The sequence below is a fragment of the Stackebrandtia sp. genome (genome assembly GCF_035643755.1).
Lineage (GTDB): Bacteria > Actinomycetota > Actinomycetes > Mycobacteriales > Micromonosporaceae > Stackebrandtia.
The window spans coordinates 1-22152 of record NZ_DASQPW010000086.1 but is presented as its reverse complement, the minus strand read 5'-3'; the positions used below and the strand labels follow the sequence as shown (position 1 = coordinate 22152).

Below are 22152 nucleotides of genomic sequence, written 5' to 3'. Positions count from 1 at the left end.
GCCCGCGCACTCCTCGACGGCGCCCCCGCCGTCGGCCCCCGCCGCGCCGCCGAGATCGTGGCGCTTTTGTCGCGCGACGCCGCCCCCGCCACCGACGACCTGGGCGCCGAACTCCGCCGCCTGCGCTCCACCCATGACCGTGCCTGGTCCACCGAGGTCCGCCGCTTCCAGCAGTCCGCCACCGCGGCCGAGCCCCCCGATGCCCGCCAGGCCGCGACCTCGCGGGGCGGCCCGCGCCTGCCCGACGACCTGGCGGCCGCATACGTTGTGGCCCTGGCGTTCCCCGAACGCCTGGCACGGCTGCGGTCGGGGGCGAGACACGAATACCTGATGGCGGGGGGCACCGCCGCCCAGCTGGGCGAGTCGTCGCCACTGTCGAACATGGAGTGGTTGGCGATCGCCAGCGCCGACCGCCAACCTGGACGCGCCAGCGCCCGCGTCAGGCTGGCGGCCGTCGGCGACGCCGCGATCGCGCGGGAGACCGCCGCCACCCTCCTCACCCACGAACGCGAGATCGCCTGGCGCTCCAACGATGTGGTGGCGCGCGAGGTCGAGCGGCTTGGCGCCATCGTGCTGACGGAGCGTCCGATCCGCGCCGCCCCCGAGGAACTCAACAAGGCACTGGTGGACGGTCTTCGCTCGGAGGGCCTGCGGCTCTTGCGGTTCGGCCGCGACGCCGATGCCGTTCGCCAACGCCTCGCCTTCTGCCGCACCACCTTCGGCGACCCCTGGCCCGAAGTCGACGACACCAACTTGATCGCCAACGCGCACCAGTGGCTCGAACCCGAGCTGTCCAAGGCCCGCGGCCGCGCCGACCTGGCCCGCATCAACATCGCCTCGGCCCTGCGCCGCCTGATCCCCTGGCAACACGCCACGGACTTCGACCGCCTCGCCCCCGAACGCGTCCCCGTCCCCAGCGGCTCGAAATACCGTGTCGACTACTCCGACCCCCACGCCCCCGCCCTCGAAGCCAAACTCCAGGAGTTCTTCGGCGCCACCACGACCCCCTCCATCGCCAACGGCCGCATCCCCCTGGTCCTGCGCCTCCTGTCACCCGCCGGCCGCCCCGCCGCCGTCACCAGCGACCTGGAATCCTTCTGGCACAACGGCTATCGCCACGTCCGATCCGACCTGCGCGGCCGCTACCCCAAACACCCCTGGCCCGAAGACCCCGCCACCGCCCAACCCACCCGCCGCACCAAGCGACCCCCGCGCTCGTAGACAAACGCGCCCTGCACCGCCCGCTGGCTGCCTGAGTTCCTGCCGTCGGCTCACCAGGTCCCTGACTGTCCCGTGGTGACGGTCTCGCGCGGCGTGGGCGCCCAAGGCGTTTGTGTGGCGCTGTCGTACGGGGCGGCAATCTGCGCTGGCTGCTTGCGTTCCTGCCGTCTGCTCGGCAGGCCCGTCGGTTCCGTGGCGGCGGCTTCGCGCAGAGGTGTGTGCTGGCGTACGGGACGGCAGCAGCCGTTGCCTACCTACGTTCCTGTCGTCTGCTCGGCAGGTCCGACTGTTGTGTCGTGACGGCCTCGCGGGATGTGAGCGCGCTCGGGGGTATGTAGTGGGTTGGCACGTGGACGGCGGTGCTCGCTGGTTGTTGGTGTGCCTGTCGTCTGCTCGGCAGGTCCGACTGTTGTGTGGCGGCGGCTTCGCGCGATGCGGCCGATGTCGAGAGGTTTATGCGGTGGCAGCATGCGGGCGGCAGCGCCTTCTGGCTCCCCTTGTTCCCGCCACCAGCCCAGTGGCACGTCTTTGCCATGGCGGCGACGTACCGTGCTTGTTTGTAGTCGAGGGATGCGTGGGTCCGTGGCGTGCAGGCCGTAGCGACCGCTGGTTGCCTGCGTTCCTGTCGTCCACTCAGTACGTACGCAGGCTGTACTGCCCGCATGCTCCCGTGTTCCTGTCGTCGGCCCAATGTCCGTGTGGTGGCGACTTACCGTGTTGTGTTTGTGGTCGAGGGATGCGTCTGTCCCTGGCGTGCAGGCCGTAGCGCCCGCTAGTTTCCCGCGCCCTTGTCATCCCCGCGGTATTCCCGTCCGCCCCGTTATGACGACTTCGCTCGAGGCGTCCGTGTTCGAGGGGCTTCTGTGGCGCGCGGCATACGGGCACCAGTTCCCGCTGGTTGCCCGTGTTTCTGTCGTCGGCCCAGTGTCCGTGTTTGTTCCGTGGTGGCGACTTGCCGCGTTGCGATCATGGTCGAAGACATTGTCTGGCATTGGCACACGGCCAGCGGCGGCCGATGATTGCTGGCGCCCCTGCCGTCTACCGATCAGGTGTCCGAGTACTCCGTGGTGACGGCCTCGCACGACGCGGCCGCGGTCGACAGGGCCGTTCCGACATCGAACAAGCGCCTGTGCCCCAGCCGCACCGACCGTCAGGAGACCGCGCGCCAACCTGTCGCGAGCGCATTCTCGACCATTTCCGATGACGGCCCCCACGAATCGGCCGCGGCCGAGGGAGTTATTCGCAGCCGCACCTGAACCCCAGCTGAAATTGCGTAGCGAATCGGCTACGACTTCCGCATCGTGGTCCCATGTCGGACTTCGGAAGCTCCCTCGACACGCTGCGCTCCTCGGGTGTGGTGACCGTGATGCGAACCGCCGCGCGCATCCATGGCGTGGACGCGACGCCGCCGTGCAGACGCGGCCGCGACTACGGCGTGGAGATCGTGGTGGCACGAGGCATCAGCGACCCGTGCATCCCTGGCTCCTACGTGTACCGCTGGAAGATCCCGCCGAGTCACATTCAGACGTGGCACGGCATCCGAACGACCACGCCCGTGCGCACCGCCGCCGACTGTGCGCACCACCTGCCGTGGCTGGATGCCGTTGCCGCGGTGGACAAGTTCCTGCGGGTGGGCCTCGGCCGCGAGGAGTTGGCGTGGTTCGTCGAGCGGACGGGCAGGCGACGGGCGCGCACCGTCGTGGAGGTGGCCGACGCGGGGGCCGAGTCGACGATGGAGACGTGGGTGCGGTGCATGATCCAGGAGGTGGGGCTGCCGCGGCCGTCGACGCAGGTGGCGGTGAGATCGGGATCGGAAACGTTCAAAGTGGATCTCGGGTATCGGGAGTTTCGCCTGGGGATCGAGTACGACGGGCAGTGGTTTCACGCGGGGGCGGCCTTCGCGGGGCAGGACGCCAGGAGGCGCGCCGCGATCGGGGCCGCGGGGTGGAAGCTGCTGGTGTTCAACATGCGGCATGTCCTGGTGGAGCCGCAGGCGATGTTGGAGTACGTGTTGACGACGCTGTGCCAGAGAGGTTGGCGGCCCACCGCCGAGCGGCACCGTTACATCGTTCGGCGGATTCGACGGTTCGCGGGCCTGTGGCGCGCCCGACGCGAGGTGTGGACCGACCTGGCGCTCGATCTGACGGGGGACGCGCCCCTGCCGTCGCCGACGTGGTGAGGCGTCACGAAACGTGCTGTCGGCCGTCCGCGGCCGTGGTCGCTCGTCTGCGGTGTGCCTTTTGCCGACATGCTGGGCCGCAGTACTTCGCGGGACGACCCGTGGACGCCTCCCGCAACGCCGTCCCGCATTCGACGCAGCGGGGGGTTTCGTGACTGTCAGAAGGCCGATCCGTCTCACCGTTATGAAACGTAACGCTGTTTCGTGACGGCACGACGCGGGGACGCAGGGCGTCCAGGAGCAGTTCCTTGACGCGGGCGTTCGGGGCGAAGCCGGCCATGGCCACGTAGCCGGGCACCAGCGCCGTCACCTCGGCGATGGTGATGTCGGTGCGCACCGCGCCCGCGTCCTGGGCGCGGGCGAGGAGCTGGGCCATGGCGTCTTGGAAGCGGCAGCGCAGGTCGGGGTTGCCGATGGTGCGCCAGTCGTCGTCGCGGCGGATGGCGTCGCACAGCGCGGTGTTGAGGCGGGCCCTTTCCATGGTGTGGACCAGGAAGTCGAAGAAGGCCGCGACGGGGTCGGCGACGGTGAGGGCGGCCTGGGCGTCGGCGGCCAGTTGGACGATGCGAGCGGTCATCACCGCCTCGAGCAGGGCGTCCTTGGTGGGGAAGTGGCGATACACGGTGCCCGCGCCGACCCCCGCGCAGCGGGCGATCTCGTCGAGGGGGACCGCCAGGCCCCTGGTGGCGAACAGCTCCTCGGCGGCGGCCAGCACCTTGGCGCGGTTGCGCTGGGCGTCGGCGCGGGGAGTGGTGGCGGTCACGCGTTCCTCCTTGGCGATGAGCGGTAAGCGGGTGTAGCGTTCCGTTTTGGTAAGCGGGTCCGACCCTCCGATTGTAGCCGAGGGCGGCCCGACCTCTCGGAATGGAGCGAGTATGAACACAGTGGATAAAGTTGTCGCCGTCCTCGGGGCCACGGGGCAGCAGGGCGGCGCGGTGGCCGAGGCGTTGTCGCGGGACGGCTGGCGGGTGCGGGCGGTGACCCGAAGCCCGCGAGGGGAGGCGGCGAAGCGCCTGGCCGCGGCGGGCGCCGAGGTGGTGTCGGCGGACCTGGACGATCGGGCGTCGCTGGACGCCGCCTTCGCGGGTGCCTGGGGCGTCTACAGCGTGCACCCGGGGACCTTCGACGGCAGCGAGTACGCCGACGATCGCCGCCACGAGGTCCGCGGCGGCGTCAATGTCGTCGACGCCGCGCTTCGGGCGGGCGCGGGCCACCTGGTGTACTCGTCGTCCGTCGGCGTGGGGGCGCCCGAGCTGGAGTCGGTGCTTCCGTTGATCGCCAACAAGGCCGAGGTCGAGAGGCACATCCGCGACTCGGGAATCTCGGCGACGATCCTGCGCCCCGTCTCGTTCATGCAGAACTACCTGGGTTCGCATCGGGGACTGCGCGACGGGGCCCTGGTCACGCCGCTGTCTCCCGACATGAACGAGCCCCTGATCGCCACCGAGGACATCGGCGCGTTCGCGGCGCTGGCGTTCGCCGACCCCGACAGGCACCGTGGACAGGCCTACGAACTGGCGGGGGATTCGTTGGTGCAGCCCGAGATCGCCGCCGCGATCGGTCGGGCCGCGGGCGGCCGGGTCCCGTACGTCCAGGTGCCGCTGGACGAGATCCGCAAGGCCAGTCCCGACACCGCGCGCGCCCTGGAAACCATGAACAAGTTCATGCCTCAGGTCGACATCGAGCGGCTGCGCGCCATCCACCCCGGCCTGTTGACGTTCGACGCCTGGCTGCGGCGGCACCGCGACGAGGTGCGGGCCAAGGTCGCGGAGCGGTCCGCGGCCGCCAGCTAGCGGCATGTGGGGCAGCCGTCTTGCGCCGCAAGCGAATTCGCGATACCTTACCCACCAGTAAGGTTGATGGATTCGACACCGGGAGTCACGATGGCTGCCTCACCCGACGTCCGCGTCCTCATCGTCGGCGCGGGCTTTTCCGGGCTGGCGGTGGCGATCGGCCTGCGCCGCGCGGGCATCGACGACTTCGCGATCCTGGAGAAGGCCGACGACCTCGGCGGTACCTGGCGCGAGAACACCTACCCGGGCTGCGCCTGCGACGTCCAATCCCACCTCTACTCCTACTCCTTCGCTCCCAACCCGCGGTGGACGCGCTCCTACTCGGGCCACGCCGAGATCCAGAACTACCTGCGCGACTGCGCCGACCGCCACGACCTCCTGCCGCGCATCCGCTTCGGCACCCGATTCGCCGGCGCCCGCTTCGATTCCGACACCGCACTGTGGACCATCGACACCGCCGACGGCGCGACCATCACCGCCGGCGTCCTGGTCCTCGGCATGGGCCCGCTGCACGTGCCCCGCCTGCCCGACGTGCCCGGCCTCGACACCTTCTGCGGGCCCGCCTTCCACTCCTCGCAGTGGAACCACGACGTCGATCTGCGCGGCAAGCGGGTCGCCGTGATCGGCACGGGCGCCAGCGCCATCCAGTTCGTGCCCCGCATCGCGCCGCTCGTCGAGCGCCTCACCCTGGTGCAACGCACCCCGCCGTGGGTGCTGCCGCGCTCCGAACGCCGCATCTCCGAGCGCGAACAGCGCCTGCTGCGGCGCGTGCCCGCCCTGCAGCGCCTCTACCGCTACGCCATCTACTGGCGCAACGAATCCCGCCTCCTCGGGATGCGACACCCGCGGCTGATCAAGGCCCTGGAGGGCCTGGCCCGCCGCCACATCCGCCGCGGCGTCGGCGACGGTGAGCTCGCCCGCGCCCTCACCCCCGACTTCCGGATCGGCTGCAAGCGCATCCTGCTGTCCAACGACTACTATCCCGCGCTGGGACGTGACAATGTGGACGTCGTCACCCATTCGTTGGCCGAGGTCACCCCGCGCGGCATCGTCACCGACGACGGCGCCGCCCACCGCGCCGACGCCATCGTCTTCGGTACCGGATTCCATGTCACCACGGCGTTCGCGGGCCTGCCCCTGTACGGCCGCGACGGCGTCTCCATCACCGAAGCCTGGACGCCGGGACCCCACGCGCACCTCGGCAGCATGGTCCCCGGCTTCCCCAACCTGTTCTGCATGCTCGGCCCCAACACCGGGCTGGGACACAACTCGATGGTGTTCATCGCCGAATCCCAGACCCGCTACATCCTCGCCGCGCTGCGCATGCTGGAACGGTACGGCGCCAAGCACATCGAGGTGCGCGCCGACGCCGAGGCCGGCTACAACCGCGACATCCAAAAGCGACTGTCCACGGCGATGTGGAGCGTGGGCGGATGCCGCAGCTGGTACGTCGACCCCGACGGCGTCAACCGCACCCTGTGGCCCGGCCACACCTTCACGTACCGCCGCCGCACCAAGACCCCCGACCCCAGCGCGTTCATCCTCACCCGATAGGCGGCCCGCGACATGAACGATCGGCATCTCACGATCGACACCGCCGACGGCGCCCGGCTGCACGTCGCCGACTCCGGCCCGCCCGACGCCGACGTCGCCGTGATCTACCTGCACGGCTGGTGCCTCACCTCCGAGATCTACCGCGCCCAACCCGCCGCGCTGGCCGAGCGCGGCAGCCGAGCCCGGGTGCTGCGCCCCGACCTGCGGGGGCACGGCCGCTCGACGCCCGCCGCCTCGGGAGGCAACGGCATCGCCGATCTCGGCGACGACATCCGCCTGGTCCTGGACGAGCTGTGCCCGCGCACCCCCGCCGTCCTGGTCGGGCATTCCATGGGGGGCATGGCGATCATGGCCCTGGCGGAACGCTCGCCCGAGCTGTTCGCCGGGCGCGTGGCGGGGGTGGTCTTCGTCAACACCTCGGCGGGCGACCTCGACGCCGTCCGCGCGGGACTGGTGGGTCTGGCCGATCGGTTCCTGAAGCGCCGCTATCTGCCGTACCTGTTCGCCCGCCGATCCCGACGCGGCGGCGCACCGCGCGGAGCGCGCCTGATGGACACCGCGATCGCCCGCCGTGTCCTGTTCGGAGGGAAGGTGCCGCGGGCCGACCTGAAGCTGGGCCGCCGCCTGATCGCCACCACCCGCCCCGACACCCAACGCGACTTCTGGCCCGAGCTGATGCGCCACCGCCGGTACCGGGCCCTGGGGGCCCTGAGCGCGGTGCCGGTGCGGGTGCTGGCGGGCACCCGCGACCGCCTCACCCCGCTGGGGCACGCCAAGCGCCTGGCCTCCGGCGTGCCCGGCGCCCGGCTGCTGATCTATCCGGGGGCCGGGCACACCATTCCGCTGGAGCGCCCGGCCGAACTCGCCGCCGAGGTGGATCGCTTGGCGCGCCTGGCCTCCGGCTAACGGGGCCCGCGGCTCGAGGAGGGGCCCTCGTGGGTGACACCACCGTCGTCCGGGGCCTTGGGATTGTCCTCGGGGAACAACTGGTACGCCAGGGGGGATATCTCCTCCCACACGCGCTGCGCGGTGGTGTTCTTCGGCGAACTGCCGTCGCCCTCGTGCTTGCCGTCGCCCGACCACACCGACATCGACCATTGCGAGGTGGCGCCGCAGTACCAGGTGGGGGACGCGTTGAGGTAGGTCATGGGCATCATCATGGGTGTTCCGTGGTCGACCAGATCGGCGTCGGGGGCGTGGGCCAGGAGCGATCCGACGCTGGCGGCGTCGGCCTGGTCGACCGTGCGCTTGGACGACGATTTTGGACTGTACACAGTCTCGCCCGAGGCGTTCGTGACCTTGGCGATCACGTGCGGCGTGGCGCGCTTGCCCACATCGGCGATGGTGGCGTACGTGTTCGCCGAGTCGGTCACCGACATGCCGTACGAACCGATACCGACATCGGGCGTCCAACCCGCCTTCGCGTCGTCGGTGGACAGGGTCTTCGGACTGCCCTTGCCCGTATAGGGCTCGCGAAGCTGCGTGACCCCGAGGTCCCGGGCCGTCGCGGCGACCTTGTCCGGGCCGATCTTGTCGGCGAGCCGATACATCGGGGTGTCGAGCTTCTTGATCACCGCGTCGGCCAGCATGACGTGCGACTTGCTGACCCCGCCGGTGTTCTCCACGGGTTCGGCGCGCCCCTTCACCTTCAGCGGGGACCTGCCGTCGAGCTCGGTCGCGGTGGTGGCGCCGTGTCCCACGGCCGCCAGCGCCGTCACGGCGTTGAACGTGGTCCCGGCGGGATGCGGCACGGCGGCGGAGGCCTGGTCGGCGCCGGTGGCCTTCGGCCCGCCGTAGTACGCGAGGATCTTGCCGGTTCCCGGTTCCACCACGGCGATGCCGGCGTCCTTTTTCTTCTTGGTGGCGATCGCGACGGCCGACACCGTCTTGTCCTCCAGGTCGTGGTTGATCGTGGTGGTGATGTGGTAACCGCCGCGCAGCACCGACTCGGTCTTGATGCCGCGCTGGTGCAGCTCCTCCAGCACCAGGCCGCTGGTGACGAATCCCGTCGGCTTGTCGGCGCCGGAGCCGGTCAGCGAGTTGGGGTCGACCGTGTCGGGGAGCTTCGTGAGTTCCTCGCGGTGCTGGCTGGTCAGCTTTCCCGTCTTGACCATCTGATCCAGCACATAGGACCACCGGCCCTGCGGCGTGTGCTTGCCGTGGGCGTTGCGCTTGCCCAGCGGGTCGCCGGGGTCGTAGGAGCCGTTGGGGGCCCGGATCTGCGCCGCCAGCAGCGCGGACTCCGACACGTTCAGCTTCTCCACCGACTTGCCGAAGAACGCGTGCGCGGCGGCCTGCACCCCGTAGGCGCCCCGTCCGAAGTAGACCAGATTCAGGTAGTGATTGAGGATCGACTTCTTGCCGAAGCGTTCCTCCATCTTCATCGCCATGACGGCCTCGCGGGCCTTGCGCAGATAGCTGCCGTCGCCGCGGATGTCGGCGACCTGGCCGACGTACTGCTGGGTGAGCGTGGACGCCCCCTGCGTGTCGCCGCCGGTCACGTTGTTCCACAGCGCCCGCATCACGCCCCAGAAGTCCACGCCGGTGTGGTGGTAGAAGCCCTGGTCCTCGGCGGAGATGACGGCCCACTGCAGGTGCTCGGGAATCTGCGACAGCTTCACCGAGGTGCGCTTTTGGGTGCCCAGGTTTCCCATGACGGTCTTGCCGTCCGAATAGTAGACAGTGGAGTTTTGGGCCAGCTTGGCGTCCAGGTCCTCCGGTAGCGCGACGTTGGCGAAGAAGATCGAACCTCCCACGCCCACCAGACCCACCAGAATGGACACGATGGCCGCCAGCGCCACGAGCCGGCGCTTGCGGCGGGTCTTCTTGCGGCGGTTGGCCTTCATCCGGCGCGCCACCCGCGACGCGACCGATCTGACGCGGGCGCGCCCCAACGGCGTGGTGTCCGCGGCGGGTTCGCTGTCGTCGTCTTCGACACCGTGCCGGGTGGGGTCGGACGGGGACGGCGGGGAGTGGCTCATGCGTGCCTTTCTGGTCGCGGCGATCAGCGTCATAAAGTAGACGCCGCAACCGGTCTGGCGCGTTGGCGTCACAACCAGTCCTTAAGGTTTACAGTGCCGAACCGCCCGCCTTGGGGCGGTTTTCCCTAAGGCAACGCCTGCGACAGTCCATTCCAGATCAGCGCGCTGAGCTGAGCGGTGAGCTGTTGTCGGGTGGTGGCGCCGGGCTGGTCCAGCCACCATTCGCCCACCGACTGCACGAGACCGACCACGCCGTGCGCCCAGGGGCGGCACGCGGAGGTGTCGCCGCCGCGCGCCTCGAGCCGGGTGCGCAGCACCTCCTCCACGGCGCGCACCACGATGTCGCGGAATCCCTCCACGGCGTGCGGGGACGACTCGTCGGCGAAGGCGTAGCGGATCACGAAGCGGTACAGGTGGGGCTCGGTCTCCACCGCGCCCAGGTAGGCGTCGATCACGGTGGCGATCATGTCGGTGGGCTCGGCGCCGGGCTCCAGGTGCTGGGTCAGCCAGGCCACCAGCCAGCGGGCGGCGTGCTGGCCGACGGCGTGGTAGAGGTCGGCCTGGTCGGCGAAGTGTCTATAGAGGACGGGCTTGGAGACCCTTGCCTCGGCGGCGATGTCGTTCATGCTGATGGTGCTGCCGCGCTTGTGAATCGCGCGCACGGCGGCCTGGACGATCTCGTCGCGGCGGGCCTGGCGGTGCGCCTGCCATCGGGTGGACCTTCCGTCGGCTTCGCGCGCATCGGTCTTGACAAACCCACCCTGACTCATGTTTCCTAGAGTATCTGTTACCGACGGTAACGGATAAAAAATCTCAGTGACATCGTCCGCGCTACCCGGCGGGACCTCCGCCGTGAATCCCCCGCGCGGCTTGAGAGAGGACACGACAGTCATGTCCACACACTCCGATGCTTCGGGACACACGCGGTGGCGCAGGTTCGCCATGCTGGCGGTGCCCGCGCTGGCGCTGGGCGCGGGAATGCTGGTGGCCACGGCCAACGGCGCCATGGCCACCAGCTTCGCCGTCTCCGCCCACTCCTTCAAGATCACCGCCGACAAGCTGGTGGGCACCGGGTTCGCCCAATATGGATCGATCGACGTGGACGGTGACGATCACGGCCATCCCGTCGCACCCGCGGGCATCGCCAAGGCGAAGATCTACAACCTCTGCCAGTCCGCGGTCTACGACACCCCCATGGGGACCTACACGATTCGGATCTCGGCGGGCAGGGACAAGCCGATCGAGGCCACCAACCTGGTCCTCGACACCGACGACCTGAAGGGCGACGCCACCTTCACCGACATCGAGATCGGCCGCGACGCGGGCGGCCTGGACCGGGTATCGGGCCACCAGGGCGAATCGGGAGCCTTCGGCCAGCAGTCCAAGACCATCGTCATCAAGCACGTCAAGGGCCGCAACTGGGCCACCACCGCGGGCACCTTCGCCCTCCACGGCCTGAGCCTGACCATCAAGGCGGGAAAGCACGAATGCTGGTAGACCCCACGCGAAGGACCCGCTCATGAACGACGAAACCCCCGTCGCCGACGACTGGCCGACGGCGCTGGGCCGCCTACGCCGTGGGCGACAACGCTTCCGCCGCTGGCGCCGCACCCGCCCCGCGTGGGGCGGGGCGCTGGCGATCCTCGGCGCGATCGAGATCTTCGCCCTGTCGTACGCGCCCCTGCAGGTCATGATGCTGCGGGGACTGGCGGGCATCGGCTCGGTGCTGATCAGCGTCCTGGTGGTGATCCTGAGCGTCTTCAGCTGGGTCCGACTCGACCTGCGCTCGCTGCTGGGGATCGTCATCGTGGTGCTCGGCCTTGCGTCCTTTGTGGTGTCCAATCTGGGCGGCTTCTTCATCGGACTGTTGCTCATGGTCGTGGGCGGCGCGATGATCTTCGCCTGGGAGCCAAGGGATCCCGACACCACGGCCGTGTCCGAACCTGTCGACGAGGCGTCGCGGCCGTCCGAGCCCGCCACCGACGCCGCGGGCCCCACCGACACGGCCGAGTCCGAACCAGTCGACGAGGCGTCGCGGCTGTCGGAGCCCGCCACCGACGCCGCCGCGGGCCCCACCGACGCGACCGCTGACAACGAAGGAGGCGCTGAGCATGGTGTTCAGCCGTCGGGGGGGAGTAGCACCCAAACCGCCGACGACACGCCCCCCAACGCCAACGTCACGATCCGCCCCGCACGACCCCCGCGCCGCCCCGCCGCGCCACGAACCCCCCGACACCGCGGCCTCGTCGTCGTGTTGTCCCTGCTGCTGTTGTCCGCGTTCGTCGCCGTGCCACGGGCATCGGCCGACCCCGCCACGACCGCCGACTGGCCCTGGCCGTGGCCTTGGCCCTCGAGCTCCGACGGCTCCTCGCCGAGCCCCAGCGGCCCCACCGATTCGCCGTCCACACCCGACAAACCCGATAAGCCGTCCAAGCCCGACATCCCCGCCGACTGCGATAAGAAGCAGCTGCCCACCACCATGCCGAAGCTCGGCACCAAGGCCGCCGAGCACGCCGCCACGGCGCTGGCCGCCTGCCTGAAACACAAGGGCTCCACCGCGTCCCACGCCGCCGATCTCCCCACGGTCGCCAGCCACACGTGGGTGCTGGAGTCCATCAAGATGACCCAGACGGGCCTCGCCTACAACGGCGTCGTGGACGTCCCCACCGCCAAGGGCTCCAAGCGCGCCCTGGAGTTCACGATGGACAAGCTCCAGCTGGCCAAGGTGGACCAACACTCCGAGATCCCGGGCGTGTCACAGCAACTGCACGTCATCAACAAACCCACCGAGGCGGTCCTGACGGGGGACGTTCGGCTCTACGTGCAACGCATGGCGGGCCTGCTGTTCGGGCTGATCCCTGTGGTGTTCACGCCCGACTTCCCGCCCCCGCTGATCGTGCCGTACCTGATCATCACCGACGCGACGGTGAACATGGCCTACGCCCGCGCCGATCAGATCCGTCTCCCCGAACTCGACGAGGTCGCCAGGTAGCGGCTCAGCCCTCTTCGCGGTCGTCGTCGCCGCCCTTGCGGTGGTCGTCCTGAAAGGACCGTTCGTCGAGCCGCCCGATCACGGGATCGCCCGCGTCCACGGCGAACGCCACGTCCTCGCCTCCCTCGGAGGTGGCCGTGACGTCGAGACCGCTGCCCACCTCGTTGATCACCACGATGCCGTCCATCGGCGTCAGCTCGGGGATCTCCAGGCTGCGCAGGGTTCCGTCCCCCGAATGCAACAGCTCCAGGACGGCGTCGCCGATGCCCCGCACGGGCTGGTCGTCGCCCTCGGGGTCGGGCACCTCGTCGCGGGCCCGCTCGGCGGCGCGCTGCAGCGCCACGGCGCTGGGCACCACGTAGTCGCGGCGCTGTCGCACCGAGACCAGGGTGGGCTCGGCGTCGGGTTCCACCGCCTCGTCCACCACCTCGGTTCCCGCCCACTCAGCCTCGCCCTCCTCGGCCTCCAGGGGCTCCAGGTCGAAGGGCGTCACCTCGTCGTAGCGGGTGCGCATGATCTCGTCGTACACGCAGGCCGAGTTGTTGAGCGACACGTAGGCGCGCCACACCGACTCGTCGTCCACCCGCCCGTCGGCGGCGCGGACCTTCGCCAGATGTTCACGGGCGGCGGCGATCACGGCCTCGAGCGCCGCGGTCAGGTCGTCCGGCATGGGCTTTTCCAACCCCCATTAGGTCTGTGACAGGAAACGATCCAAAACGCGTACCCCGAACCGTAGTCCATCAACGGGAACTCGCTCGTCGATACCGTGGAACAACGCGGCGAAGTCCAAATCGGCGGGCAGTTTCAAAGGAGCGAAACCAAACCCACGAATATCGAGGCGTGCAAATGCCTTCGCATCCGTCCCGCCCGACAGCATGTACGGCACCGGCCGCGCCCCGGGGTCGAAGTGCCGCAAGGATTGCGCCATCGCGTCCACCAGTGGACCGTCGAATGTGGTTTCCAGGCCGGGCTGCTGGTGAATGTGCTCGATGTCCACGTCCGGGCCGATGACGGCGCGCAGCTGCTCCAGGAACTCCTCGGTGCGACCCGGCAGGGGACGGCAGTCGATCACCGCCGAGGCCTTGCCCGGGATCACGTTCTCCTTGTACCCAGCCTCCAGCCGCGTCGGGTTCGCCGTGTGCCGAATGGTCGCGCCGACGATCCGCGCGATCGGACCCAGCTTGGCGATGGCGCTTTCGGGACTGTCCAGGTCGATCTCGATGCCCAGCACCTCCGACACCTCCGACAGGAACGCCCGCACGGTCGGGGTGAGCTCCACCGGGAACCGGTGCCGCCCCACCCGCGCCACCGCCTCCGACAACAGGGTCACCGCGTTGTCGTCGTGGATCATCGACCCGTGACCCGGACGGCCGCTCACCTTGAGCCGCAGCCAATCCAGGCCCTTCTCGGCGGTCTCGATCATGTACAGCCGCAGGTCGTTGTTGATCGACACCGAGAAACCGCCGACCTCGCCGACCGCCTCGGTGACCCCGTCGAACACCTCGCGGTGCTCGTCCACCAGGAAGTGCGCGCCGTAGCCGCCCGCGGCCTCCTCGTCGGCCAGGAACATCAGCACGAAGTCCCGCGGCGGCACCCGCCCCTCGCGCTTCCACTGCCGCACCACCGCCAGCAGCATCGCGTCGAAGTCCTTCATGTCCACCGCGCCCCGGCCCCACAGGTAGTCGTCCCTCACCTCGCCGGAGAACGGGTGCACCGTCCACTCGCTGGCGTCGGCGGGAACCACGTCCAGGTGCCCGTGCAGCAACAGCGCCGGACGCGACGGATCGGCGCCCTCGTAGCGGGCCACGACACTGGCGCGCCCCGGCGCGCTCTCGTAGATCTTCGGCTCCAGGCCGACCTCGGCCAGCTTCGCCGCCACGTACTCGGCGGCCGAGCGCTCGCCCGCGGACGTCGTGGTGTCACCGGTGTTGGTGGTGTCGATGCGAATCAGGTCCCGGCACAGCTCGACGACCTCGTCGACGGCGGACGGATGCGCGACAGCGGCGTCGTTGGTAGACATGGATCATTCCTACCAGCGTTCACCGACGTCGGGTGGGGCGGTCATCGTGATCCGCCGCACTCACCAGTCGAAGCCCGCCCGGTACGTCAGGTCCGCGATCGCCGCCTGACCCTTGACGTTGAGGTGGAAGTAGTCCCATCGCGAGATCTGCCCGAACGAGAACCGGTAGTCGTGCAGCGCGCCCCCGTCGTACTTGCAGCGCGGGCCGTAATCCTCGCACGCCGCGGCCAGCTGGGTGTTGTAGTCGTCGACGCGCTCGCCCACCATGTCGCGGCGCTCCACATCGGCCTTGGTCATCCCGGTGGGGCGGGTCAGCACGCTGCGGCAGATGCCCGTGGTGTCCCATACCTTGCGCGCGATGGAGTTGCCGTGCCCGAGATCCCACAGCCGCACCACGTCCGGGACGCTGGCGATGAAGACGTCGGCCTTGGGCAGACCCGTATGCAGCGTCTCCAGAGCCTTGTCCACATTGGCGCGAAACTGCTTCGGGCTGGTCATCGCCTTGGCGCTGTAGGAGCACGCGTCATTGCCGCCGATCAGGATCGTGACGTACTCGACATGCTGTCGCACCGCCTTGGCCGCCTGGCCGGGCAGCCGGTCGGACTTCGATCCGGTCTGGGCGTCGTTGAAGGCGTTGCCCTCGATGGCGGGGTTTTGGGCCAGGATGCGCCAGTAGTGCGAGTTCACCTCGGGGTTGTCGCCGGTGCTCCAGGAGCGCGGCTCGCAGTCGAAGAGCCAGCCGCAGGCGTTGAAACCCCGGGTCAGCGAGTCCCCCAGCGCGGCCATGGACGAGGGCGCGCTGGGTGCCGAGACGGCGGGGGCACTGGCAGGGATGACGAGGACGATGGCGACGCCGATGGCGGCGATCCAGCGTGACAGCACTGCGGCCTCCTGCGCGGTGTCGACGAACGGATTTTCTCAATCCTGACACCGGCAACGCCGTGGAGCCGATATTTGATCCAACCCGCCCGGTTGGACACCCCGATGCCGCGTGTCAGAACGACAGCCGCGGCAACAGTCGATTGCTCAGCTTGCGCCGCAGCGTGACCTGGCGGGTGCCGTCGGCGTAGCGACGCACCTTGGCCAGCTCCCAACCACCGTACTCGGCCGCGATCGACAGCCGCGCCTGCGCGGACAGAGTGTCAAGATCCGTCGGCAGGCGCAGCGGGGCGTACTCGTAAGATCCAGGTTCGCTCGATTCATCGTCCATGCGGACATCATCCTCTCGAACCTGGATTTTCGCCACCCCCGCGCGGCGGCGAGTCCTCTTAGGTCGATGGGAGGGCGGCGAGGCGTTCGCCACGCAATTTGCCCGCCCAGGCGTCGTCCAGCACGGGTAGTTCGGACGGCTGACGCCCGATCGACCAGGCCAGCAACAGGTCGGCCAGCGCGGGGTTGCGCGCCAGGGCGGGGCCGTGCAGATAGGTGCCGACGATCTTGTCGCGCCAGGCGCCCTCGCCGGCGCCGTCGTTGCCGATGCCGTGCTCCACCGACGCCAGCGGGCTGGACTCGGGACCCAGGTGGGTGCGCCCGCCGTGGTTCTCGAAACCGGTGAGCTCGGGCAGGTTGAGCCGGGGATCGACCTTTCCGGACAGTTCTCCCACCGCCCGGGTCTCGCCGCGATCGGAGCGCATGTCCAACAGGCCCAGCCCGCCGCAGCGCTCGCCGCTGGCGACGAAGGACTCCCCGAGGATCTGGTAGCCCGCGCACACCGCGAAGATCACCTTGCCCAGGCTCGCGGCCTCGGCCACCGCGCCGTCGGCGATCATCTTGTTGGCCGCCAAGGACTGCGGGCCGTCCTCGCCGCCGCCGATCAGGTAGATGTCCGCCTCGCGCGGAATCGGCCGGTCGCTTCGCACCATGATGGACTCGGTGAGGATGCGGCGGGATTCGGCGCGGTGCGCCAGGATCAGCAGGTTGCCCCGGTCCCCATAGGTGGACAGCAGATCGGGGTAGATCCACACCAGACGAAGCATGCTAGTTGACACGGTCGAACTCCGCTCGGATGTCTTGGAACGCGGTGTAGTTGGCGATGACCTCCACATCGCCGGGGGGCAGCGCCCTGATCGCGGCGTCGATGTCGTCGACCACCGTGAAGTCGATGCCGTTGACCTGGAGGCGCACCGCCAGGTCCATGCGGCGGTCGCCGATGGCGATCACCTGGCGGCCCTGCACCGGCGAGTAGTCCACGTCGTAGATCCACGAGGTGTCGTAGCCGTCGACCTCGCGGGCGTTGAGCGCCAGCACCACCGGGCAGCGCGGCTCCAGCATGTCGAAGGCCTCCAGCCAGCCGGCGGGGTTCTTCGACAGCAGCAGGCGGATGCGGCGCCCGTCGCGGCGCACCACCGCGTAGCGCCCCGCCACCGACTTCACCTGGGTGAGCCGGGGCGCGGCGATCTCGGGGGCGATGTCGAAGGCGTCGGCGACGGCCAGGGCGACCGCGGCGTTGGCCCGGTTCACCTGGCCGGGCAGCCGCAGATCCAGGCCGACCCGCGAGCCGTCCGGAGTGAGCACGGTGTCGCCGTCGATGGTCCAGTCCGGGGTCGGGCGGGTGAGGCCGCAGGCCGAGCAGCGCCAGAACTCGCCGTAGCGCTCCAGGTGTTTGCCGCACTGGGGGCACACCCAGGAGTCCTCCTGCCAGCGCTGCCCGCCGGCCACCCAGGTGACGTGCTTGCTGGCGCCGGCGGCCCAGGTGACCCAGGGGTCGTCGGCGTTGGCGATGAGCGGCACGTCGGGCGCGGCCGACAGGGCCTCGCGCCACTTGGCGGCCAGCCCCGACACCTCCATGGCGCGGTCGAGCTGGTCGCGCGAGAGGTTGAGCAGCGCGATCACCCGGGGCGTGGCCTCGGCCATCAGCCTCGGCAGGTAGTGCTCGTCGACCTCGAGGACGCAGTTGACGGCGCCGCGGGCCTTGGCCAGCGCGGTGGTGTGCCCGGTGGGCATGTTGGCGCCGAAGGAGTTGGTGGCCACCGGCCCGGTCGCCTCCAGGGCGGCGGCGGTGAACCGCGTGGTGGTGGTCTTGCCGTTGGTGCCGGAGATCAACGCCACCTGCCGTCCGGCCGCCAACAGCGTCAGCAACCGGGGCTCGATGGTGAGGCCCACCTTGCCGCCGATCACGGAGCCGTCGCCGCGTCCGCTCATCCGCGACAGGGTCGCGGCGGTGCGCAACATCGCGGTGGCGAAACGGGCGCGCGGTGGCAGGTTGGTCATATTCCGCACCCTTCGTCTCGGTTGGGGGTCGCACGCAAAACGCTGTGCCGTCGGGAAAGTCTGTCACACGGGCACAGCAGGGGATTTGGGTGTTGGTCGCCACGCCGCCGAACAAGTCGCCTCGCGGTTGCTAGGATATTCAACGACCGTTGAAATATCGCTGAAGCCGCACCTCGAGACGAGGAGAAGCCAAGTGACACAAGACAACGAACGGACCGAATTCGCTCGAGCCGAGGCCGAATTCGACGCCTTCTACCGCGGGGACGGGCCACTGGGGACCGCCCCGGACCGGCTGCCCTGGCAGATCGACGGGCCGCAGCCCATGCTGGTCGAGCTGGAGGCGTCGGGGCTGATCGACGGGCCGGTGCTGGACGTCGGGTGCGGGCTCGGCGACAACGCCGCGTTCCTCGCCGAACGCGGCTATCGCGTCACGGGCGTCGACTTCGCGCCCGCCGCGGTACAGCGCTGCCGCGACCGCCACGGCGACGCCGACGGCAGGCTGGAGTTCGCCGTGGCCGACGCCACGAGGCTCACCGGCTACGACGGCCGATTCGCCACCGTCGTGGACAGCGCGCTCTTCCACTGCCTGTCCCGCGACCAACGCCCCGCCTACATGGAGGCCCTGCACCGCGTCACCCGGCCCGACGCCCGCCTCCACCTCTTCTGCTTCGCCGACACCGGCCCGCAGCTGTTCGCCGGCCAGGAGCTGATCGGCCGCGACGAGCTGTGGGACGCCGTCAATCCCCAGTGGATCATCGAGGATCTCGACCCGGCCGAATACACCGGCGGCTACACCGCCGCCGAATTCGCCGCCTTCATGAAGGTCGCCGCGACACCCGATCTGCCCGTCGACGAGCGGGGCCGCGCCAGGCTTCCCTTTTGGAGGCTCACCGCGACCCGTCGTTGAGCCGCCTCACCAGGACACGGGGAGGCTGACGACGCCGTAGATGGTGCTGCCCTCGCGCATCAGCACCTCGGAGGCGTCGACGTCCAAGCGCAGGCCGCCGAAGCGCCGCAGCAGGGCGGCGAAGCCGATGCGCAGCTCGATGCGGGCCAGCTGTTGGCCCAGGCACTGGTGGACGCCGTGGCCGAAGGCCAGATGGCCCGCGGTCGCGCGGGTGATGTCGAGGACGTCGGGGCCGTCGAACTTGGCGGGGTCGCGGTTGGCGGCGTTGAGGGCGATCGCCACGGGCTGGCCCGCGCGGATCAGCGTGCCCTCCACCTCGACGTCGGCCAGGGCGCAACGGTTGGCGACGTCGTACTGCGCGATCGACAGGTACCGCAGCAGCTCCTCCACGGCGTTGTCGACCAGCGACGCATCGGCGCGCAGCCGCCGAAGCTGCCCGGGGTGGCGCAGCAGCGCGAAGGCGCCCAGCCCCAACATGTTCGCCGTGGTGTCGTGACCGGCGGTCAGCAGCAGCATCGCCATGGCGGCGACCTCGGCGTCACCGAGGCCCGCGTTGGCGATCAGCCCAGACAGGATGTCGTCGCCCAGGTGAGAATGCTTGGCGCGCACCAGATCCGCCAGGTAGTCCTCGATCTTCTCCGCCGCCGCGATCAACTGCTGCTCGCCGGTGTCGACGCGAAACAGCTCGGTGGTCCAGCCGCGGAAGAAGTCGGCGTCGGTCACGGGAACCCCGAGCAGCTCGCAGATCACCGTCGACCCTATGGGCTGGGCGAAACCGCTCACCAGGTCCGCGGGCGAACCCGCCTCCTCCATGGCGTCCAGCGTTTCGGCCACGATCCGCGCGACCCGACCCTCCAACGACCGCATCCGCCGCACCGTGAACTGCCCGGTGAGCAGGCGGCGGTAGCGGGTGTGGTCGGGCGGGTCCTGGAAGATGAACATGCCCGGATCGGCCGGGGGATCGTCCCCGTCCGAGGGACGGACCGTCGTGCGGCGCAGGTCCATCCGCGAACTCAACCTGGTGTCGGCCAACAGCCGGCGGGCCGCGGCGTACCCCGTCACCAGCCAGCCCACCGAGCCGTCGGTGAACCGCAGCGGGCTCACCGGCGCGGTGGCCCGCAGCCGCGCCATGTCGTCGGGCGGATCGAGGGGGTGGCTGCGGCGCATCGGAATGGTCGGCACCGACGATCCGCGCGCGCCGGTCTCCACAGTGGCTGACATGTCGTCCTCCGTTCGAGTGAAAGCGAGTGACCCCATCGAAGCCCGGGGCGCGGACCGGGCGCTGACCAAACGCTGACCGAGGTGGCGCGGCGTTGCCAAGATCATTTTCCGCCCGGCCCTCCACTCGGCTCCACCGCCGCTGACCTGCGCGTATTCCGCTAGGTAGCCGGATGCCTCCGCCAATTCCTCCCTCGTGGTGGAGGAAAGTGGAGTAGGGTGGAGCGCACTGGTGGGGCCAACCGGCGCCACAGCCACACCTTGAACCCGCGTCACGTGGGTCGGTCCGGGGGGAGCGTGAGGCCGATGTTTCTCGGCACCCACACTCCGCGTCTGGACGACAAGGGACGGTTGATCCTTCCGGCGAAGTTTCGCGACGAGTTGGCTGGAGGCTTGGTGATCACGAAGGGTCAGGAACGCTGCCTCTACGTGTTCTGCATGCCGGAGTTCAATCGCATCGCCGACGAGCTCCACAAGGCACCGATGACCAACAAGGCCGCCAGGGCCTATAACAGGGTGTTCTTCGCCAGCGCCCACGACGAGATTCCCGACAAGCAGGGCCGGGTGACCATCCCGGCGCATCTGCGCGAATACGCCGGGTTGGATCGGGAACTGGTGGTCATCGGGGCGTCCAGCCGGGTCGAGATCTGGGACGCCGACAGCTGGCAGACCTATCTCTCCGACAGCGAGGAGGCCTTCGCCGACATCGAGGAGGGGGAGCTACCAGCAGGTCTGTAAGACAACGCACGCGCAATCCGCCGTATCGTCCGGTCTCCACCCGCCCGCCGCGCACCTGACATTCCTTCCCCGGTGCCAGGTATGTGACAGGCGGTTGGGGTCCAGGGGATATGGCGGTGGAGGACACAAGGGGTCGGACCATGATGATGACGCAGTTCGGGGAGGAACGGGCTCACGTCCCGGTCTTTCGCGACCGCGTGTGTCAGCTGCTGGCGCCGAGTCTGGACCGTCCCGACGCCGTGTGCGTCGACGCCACGCTGGGGGCCGGGGGACACTCCGAGGCGCTGCTGCGCGCCCACCCCGACCTCACGATGATCGGCATCGACCGCGACCCCGACGCGCTGGAGCTCGCCGGGCACCGCCTGGCCCACTTCGGACAGCGCTTCATCGCCGTGCACGCCGTGTACGACGACATCCACACCGTGCTGGCCGATCGGGGCCTCGACGGCATCGACGGCGCCCTGTTCGATCTGGGCGTGTCCTCGATGCAGCTGGACCAGGCGACGCGCGGCTTCGCGTACGCGCAGGACGCCCCCCTGGACATGCGCATGGACCAGAGCGTGGGGATCACCGCGGAAGAGGTGGTCAACACCTACACCGAGCGCGAGCTCGCCCGCATCCTTCGGTTGTACGGCGAGGAGCGGTTCGCGCCCCGGATCGCGAAGTCCATTGTGGCGGCCCGAAAGCGCGCCCCGATCACGTCCAGCCGCCAGCTGGCCGACCTGGTGCGCGACGCGGTCCCCGCGGCCACCCGGCGGCGCGGCGGCAACCCCTCCAAGCGCTCCTTCCAGGCGCTGCGCATCGAGGTCAACGCCGAGCTGGATGTGCTGCGCGAGGCGCTGCCCCGCGCGATGGACCTGTTGCGTCCGAACGGTCGCATCGTGGTGCTGTCCTATCACTCCCTTGAGGACCGCATCGTGAAGCGCGCGATCGCCGAGCGCACCGTGTCGACCGCCCCGGCGGGACTGCCCATGGACGTGCCCGGCACCGAGCCGACGTTCACGTGGCTGACCAAGGGGGCGCAGCCGCCCTCGGATCGCGAGATCGCGGGCAACCCCCGCGCGGCGTCGGCGAAGCTGCGGGCCGCGCGACGACTTGAGACACACGGGAACGACCAGGAAACGCATTCCCATGGGGAGGATGAGCGATGAGTACGGCCAGGAACTCTTCTCAGCGCCGGAACGGAGCGGGCAGCGCCGCGCGCCGGGCCAACAGTGACGAGATCATCAAGAGCGCCCGCCGGCGGGCGCGCGCCGCCGACTCGCGGCGCCGTGCCCTGCTGGGCGACGGGGCCGGGCGGCCCGCCGTCGACGGCGATCTGGCGCTGGACACCTTCGCC

22 protein-coding genes are annotated in these 22152 nt (G+C 69.7%); 12 read left to right on the top strand and 10 right to left on the bottom strand.

Annotation, left to right across the window (positions count from 1 at the left end; translation table 11 throughout):
* From VE172_RS06490 to VE172_RS06480, 3 genes are all read left to right on the top strand, one after another.
* On the top strand, positions 1–1221 hold a 1221-nt coding region (locus VE172_RS06490), incomplete at its 5' end, for an ATP-dependent helicase C-terminal domain-containing protein (RefSeq protein WP_324798818.1).
* Between the two features lie 1049 nt (positions 1222–2270).
* Positions 2271–2477, top strand: a complete 207-nt coding sequence (locus tag VE172_RS06485; RefSeq protein WP_324798815.1) for a hypothetical protein — start codon at positions 2271–2273, stop codon at positions 2475–2477.
* A 53-nt stretch (positions 2478–2530) separates the two neighbouring features.
* Positions 2531–3400 carry a hypothetical protein gene (locus VE172_RS06480; protein WP_324798812.1) on the top strand — a complete coding sequence of 290 codons (870 nt, stop codon included), beginning with the start codon at positions 2531–2533 and terminating at the stop codon, positions 3398–3400.
* Between the two features lie 4 nt (positions 3401–3404).
* On the opposite strand, the gene VE172_RS06475 is transcribed toward VE172_RS06480, so the two are convergent.
* On the bottom strand, positions 3405–4163 hold the full coding sequence (locus VE172_RS06475) for a TetR/AcrR family transcriptional regulator (RefSeq protein ID WP_324798809.1): 759 nt from the start codon (positions 4161–4163) through the stop codon (positions 3405–3407).
* A gap of 112 nt (positions 4164–4275) precedes the next feature.
* Between VE172_RS06475 and VE172_RS06470 the strand changes: the two genes are divergently transcribed.
* The 3 genes from VE172_RS06470 to VE172_RS06460 all read left to right on the top strand — a co-directional run bounded on the left by VE172_RS06470 (position 4276) and on the right by VE172_RS06460 (position 7653).
* Positions 4276–5193, top strand: coding sequence for an NmrA/HSCARG family protein (locus VE172_RS06470; RefSeq protein ID WP_324798806.1), 918 nt, complete (start codon positions 4276–4278; stop codon positions 5191–5193).
* A gap of 90 nt (positions 5194–5283) precedes the next feature.
* Positions 5284–6747, top strand: a complete 1464-nt coding sequence (locus tag VE172_RS06465) for a flavin-containing monooxygenase (protein WP_324798804.1) — start codon at positions 5284–5286, stop codon at positions 6745–6747.
* 12 nt (positions 6748–6759) lie between these two features.
* Complete coding sequence (locus VE172_RS06460; protein WP_324798803.1) at positions 6760–7653, top strand: alpha/beta fold hydrolase; 894 nt, start codon at positions 6760–6762, stop codon at positions 7651–7653.
* Here the strand turns inward: VE172_RS06460 and VE172_RS06455 are convergent.
* Positions 7650–9800, bottom strand: a complete 2151-nt coding sequence (locus VE172_RS06455) for a transglycosylase domain-containing protein (RefSeq protein ID WP_324798800.1) — start codon at positions 9798–9800, stop codon at positions 7650–7652. The genes VE172_RS06460 and VE172_RS06455 overlap by 4 nt on opposite strands.
* Positions 9801–9853: 53 nt before the next feature.
* Complete coding sequence (locus tag VE172_RS06450; protein ID WP_324798797.1) at positions 9854–10498, bottom strand: TetR/AcrR family transcriptional regulator; 645 nt, start codon at positions 10496–10498, stop codon at positions 9854–9856.
* Positions 10499–10619: 121 nt separating this feature from the next.
* Here VE172_RS06450 and VE172_RS06445 point away from each other — a divergent pair, with 121 nt between their 5' ends.
* On the top strand, positions 10620–11225 hold the full coding sequence (locus VE172_RS06445; RefSeq protein ID WP_324798795.1) for a DUF6230 family protein: 606 nt from the start codon (positions 10620–10622) through the stop codon (positions 11223–11225).
* A gap of 22 nt (positions 11226–11247) precedes the next feature.
* A complete protein-coding gene (locus VE172_RS06440; RefSeq protein ID WP_324798792.1) occupies positions 11248–12720 on the top strand; it encodes a DUF6114 domain-containing protein in 1473 nt (490 codons plus the stop codon).
* Positions 12721–12724: 4 nt separating this feature from the next.
* Here VE172_RS06440 and VE172_RS06435 read toward each other — a convergent pair whose 3' ends face one another.
* The 6 genes from VE172_RS06435 to VE172_RS06410 form a co-directional block, all read right to left on the bottom strand.
* Positions 12725–13390 carry a hypothetical protein gene (locus VE172_RS06435; protein WP_324798789.1) on the bottom strand — a complete coding sequence of 222 codons (666 nt, stop codon included), beginning with the start codon at positions 13388–13390 and terminating at the stop codon, positions 12725–12727.
* A gap of 18 nt (positions 13391–13408) precedes the next feature.
* On the bottom strand, positions 13409–14740 hold the full coding sequence (locus VE172_RS06430; protein ID WP_324798787.1) for a M20/M25/M40 family metallo-hydrolase: 1332 nt from the start codon (positions 14738–14740) through the stop codon (positions 13409–13411).
* A 60-nt stretch (positions 14741–14800) separates the two neighbouring features.
* The gene (locus VE172_RS06425; protein ID WP_324798785.1) at positions 14801–15622 is read right to left on the bottom strand and encodes an SGNH/GDSL hydrolase family protein; all 822 of its coding nucleotides are present in this window, start codon (positions 15620–15622) and stop codon (positions 14801–14803) included.
* Positions 15623–15734: 112 nt separating this feature from the next.
* On the bottom strand, positions 15735–15950 hold the full coding sequence (locus tag VE172_RS06420) for a DUF5703 family protein (RefSeq protein ID WP_324798782.1): 216 nt from the start codon (positions 15948–15950) through the stop codon (positions 15735–15737).
* A 58-nt stretch (positions 15951–16008) separates the two neighbouring features.
* The gene (locus VE172_RS06415) at positions 16009–16728 is read right to left on the bottom strand and encodes a type 1 glutamine amidotransferase (protein ID WP_349258277.1); all 720 of its coding nucleotides are present in this window, start codon (positions 16726–16728) and stop codon (positions 16009–16011) included.
* The gene (locus tag VE172_RS06410; protein ID WP_324798777.1) at positions 16718–17950 is read right to left on the bottom strand and encodes a Mur ligase family protein; all 1233 of its coding nucleotides are present in this window, start codon (positions 17948–17950) and stop codon (positions 16718–16720) included. The genes VE172_RS06415 and VE172_RS06410 overlap by 11 nt, the downstream gene beginning before the upstream one ends.
* Positions 17951–18143: 193 nt before the next feature.
* Here VE172_RS06410 and VE172_RS06405 point away from each other — a divergent pair, with 193 nt between their 5' ends.
* A complete protein-coding gene (locus VE172_RS06405; RefSeq protein ID WP_324798774.1) occupies positions 18144–18857 on the top strand; it encodes a class I SAM-dependent methyltransferase in 714 nt (237 codons plus the stop codon).
* Between the two features lie 6 nt (positions 18858–18863).
* Here the strand turns inward: VE172_RS06405 and VE172_RS06400 are convergent, their stop codons facing one another.
* Positions 18864–20078: a cytochrome P450 gene (locus tag VE172_RS06400; RefSeq protein ID WP_324798771.1), complete on the bottom strand. Its 1215-nt coding sequence runs from the start codon at positions 20076–20078 to the stop codon at positions 18864–18866.
* A gap of 303 nt (positions 20079–20381) precedes the next feature.
* On the opposite strand from VE172_RS06400, the gene mraZ reads away from it, so the two are divergent.
* The 3 genes from mraZ to VE172_RS06385 all read left to right on the top strand — a co-directional run.
* Entirely contained in the window at positions 20382–20813 is a 432-nt protein-coding gene (mraZ, locus tag VE172_RS06395) for a division/cell wall cluster transcriptional repressor MraZ (RefSeq protein ID WP_324798768.1), read from the top strand.
* 143 nt (positions 20814–20956) lie between these two features.
* A complete protein-coding gene (gene rsmH / locus VE172_RS06390) occupies positions 20957–21964 on the top strand; it encodes a 16S rRNA (cytosine(1402)-N(4))-methyltransferase RsmH (RefSeq protein ID WP_349258278.1) in 1008 nt (335 codons plus the stop codon).
* The coding region (locus VE172_RS06385) for a hypothetical protein (RefSeq protein ID WP_324798761.1) at positions 21961–22152 on the top strand (192 nt) is incomplete at its 3' end. The genes rsmH and VE172_RS06385, both read left to right, overlap by 4 nt.

Excerpts from the sequence above, each read along its gene's own strand:
- VE172_RS06465 (WP_324798804.1), top strand. The coding sequence starts at position 5,284 with ATGGCTGCCTCACCCGACGTCCGCGTCCTCATCGTCGGCGCGGGCTTT.
- VE172_RS06440 (WP_324798792.1), top strand. The coding sequence starts at position 11,248 with ATGAACGACGAAACCCCCGTCGCCGACGACTGGCCGACGGCGCTGGGC.
- VE172_RS06460 (WP_324798803.1), top strand. The coding sequence starts at position 6,760 with ATGAACGATCGGCATCTCACGATCGACACCGCCGACGGCGCCCGGCTG.
- VE172_RS06480 (WP_324798812.1), top strand. The coding sequence starts at position 2,531 with ATGTCGGACTTCGGAAGCTCCCTCGACACGCTGCGCTCCTCGGGTGTG.
- VE172_RS06420 (WP_324798782.1), bottom strand. The coding sequence starts at position 15,950 with ATGGACGATGAATCGAGCGAACCTGGATCTTACGAGTACGCCCCGCTG.
- VE172_RS06470 (WP_324798806.1), top strand. The coding sequence starts at position 4,276 with ATGAACACAGTGGATAAAGTTGTCGCCGTCCTCGGGGCCACGGGGCAG.
- VE172_RS06435 (WP_324798789.1), bottom strand. The coding sequence starts at position 13,390 with ATGCCGGACGACCTGACCGCGGCGCTCGAGGCCGTGATCGCCGCCGCC.
- VE172_RS06400 (WP_324798771.1), bottom strand. The coding sequence starts at position 20,078 with ATGTCAGCCACTGTGGAGACCGGCGCGCGCGGATCGTCGGTGCCGACC.
- VE172_RS06450 (WP_324798797.1), bottom strand. The coding sequence starts at position 10,498 with ATGAGTCAGGGTGGGTTTGTCAAGACCGATGCGCGCGAAGCCGACGGA.
- VE172_RS06445 (WP_324798795.1), top strand. The coding sequence starts at position 10,620 with ATGTCCACACACTCCGATGCTTCGGGACACACGCGGTGGCGCAGGTTC.
- VE172_RS06410 (WP_324798777.1), bottom strand. The coding sequence starts at position 17,950 with ATGACCAACCTGCCACCGCGCGCCCGTTTCGCCACCGCGATGTTGCGC.
- rsmH (WP_349258278.1), top strand. The coding sequence starts at position 20,957 with ATGATGACGCAGTTCGGGGAGGAACGGGCTCACGTCCCGGTCTTTCGC.
- mraZ (WP_324798768.1), top strand. The coding sequence starts at position 20,382 with ATGTTTCTCGGCACCCACACTCCGCGTCTGGACGACAAGGGACGGTTG.
- VE172_RS06430 (WP_324798787.1), bottom strand. The coding sequence starts at position 14,740 with ATGTCTACCAACGACGCCGCTGTCGCGCATCCGTCCGCCGTCGACGAG.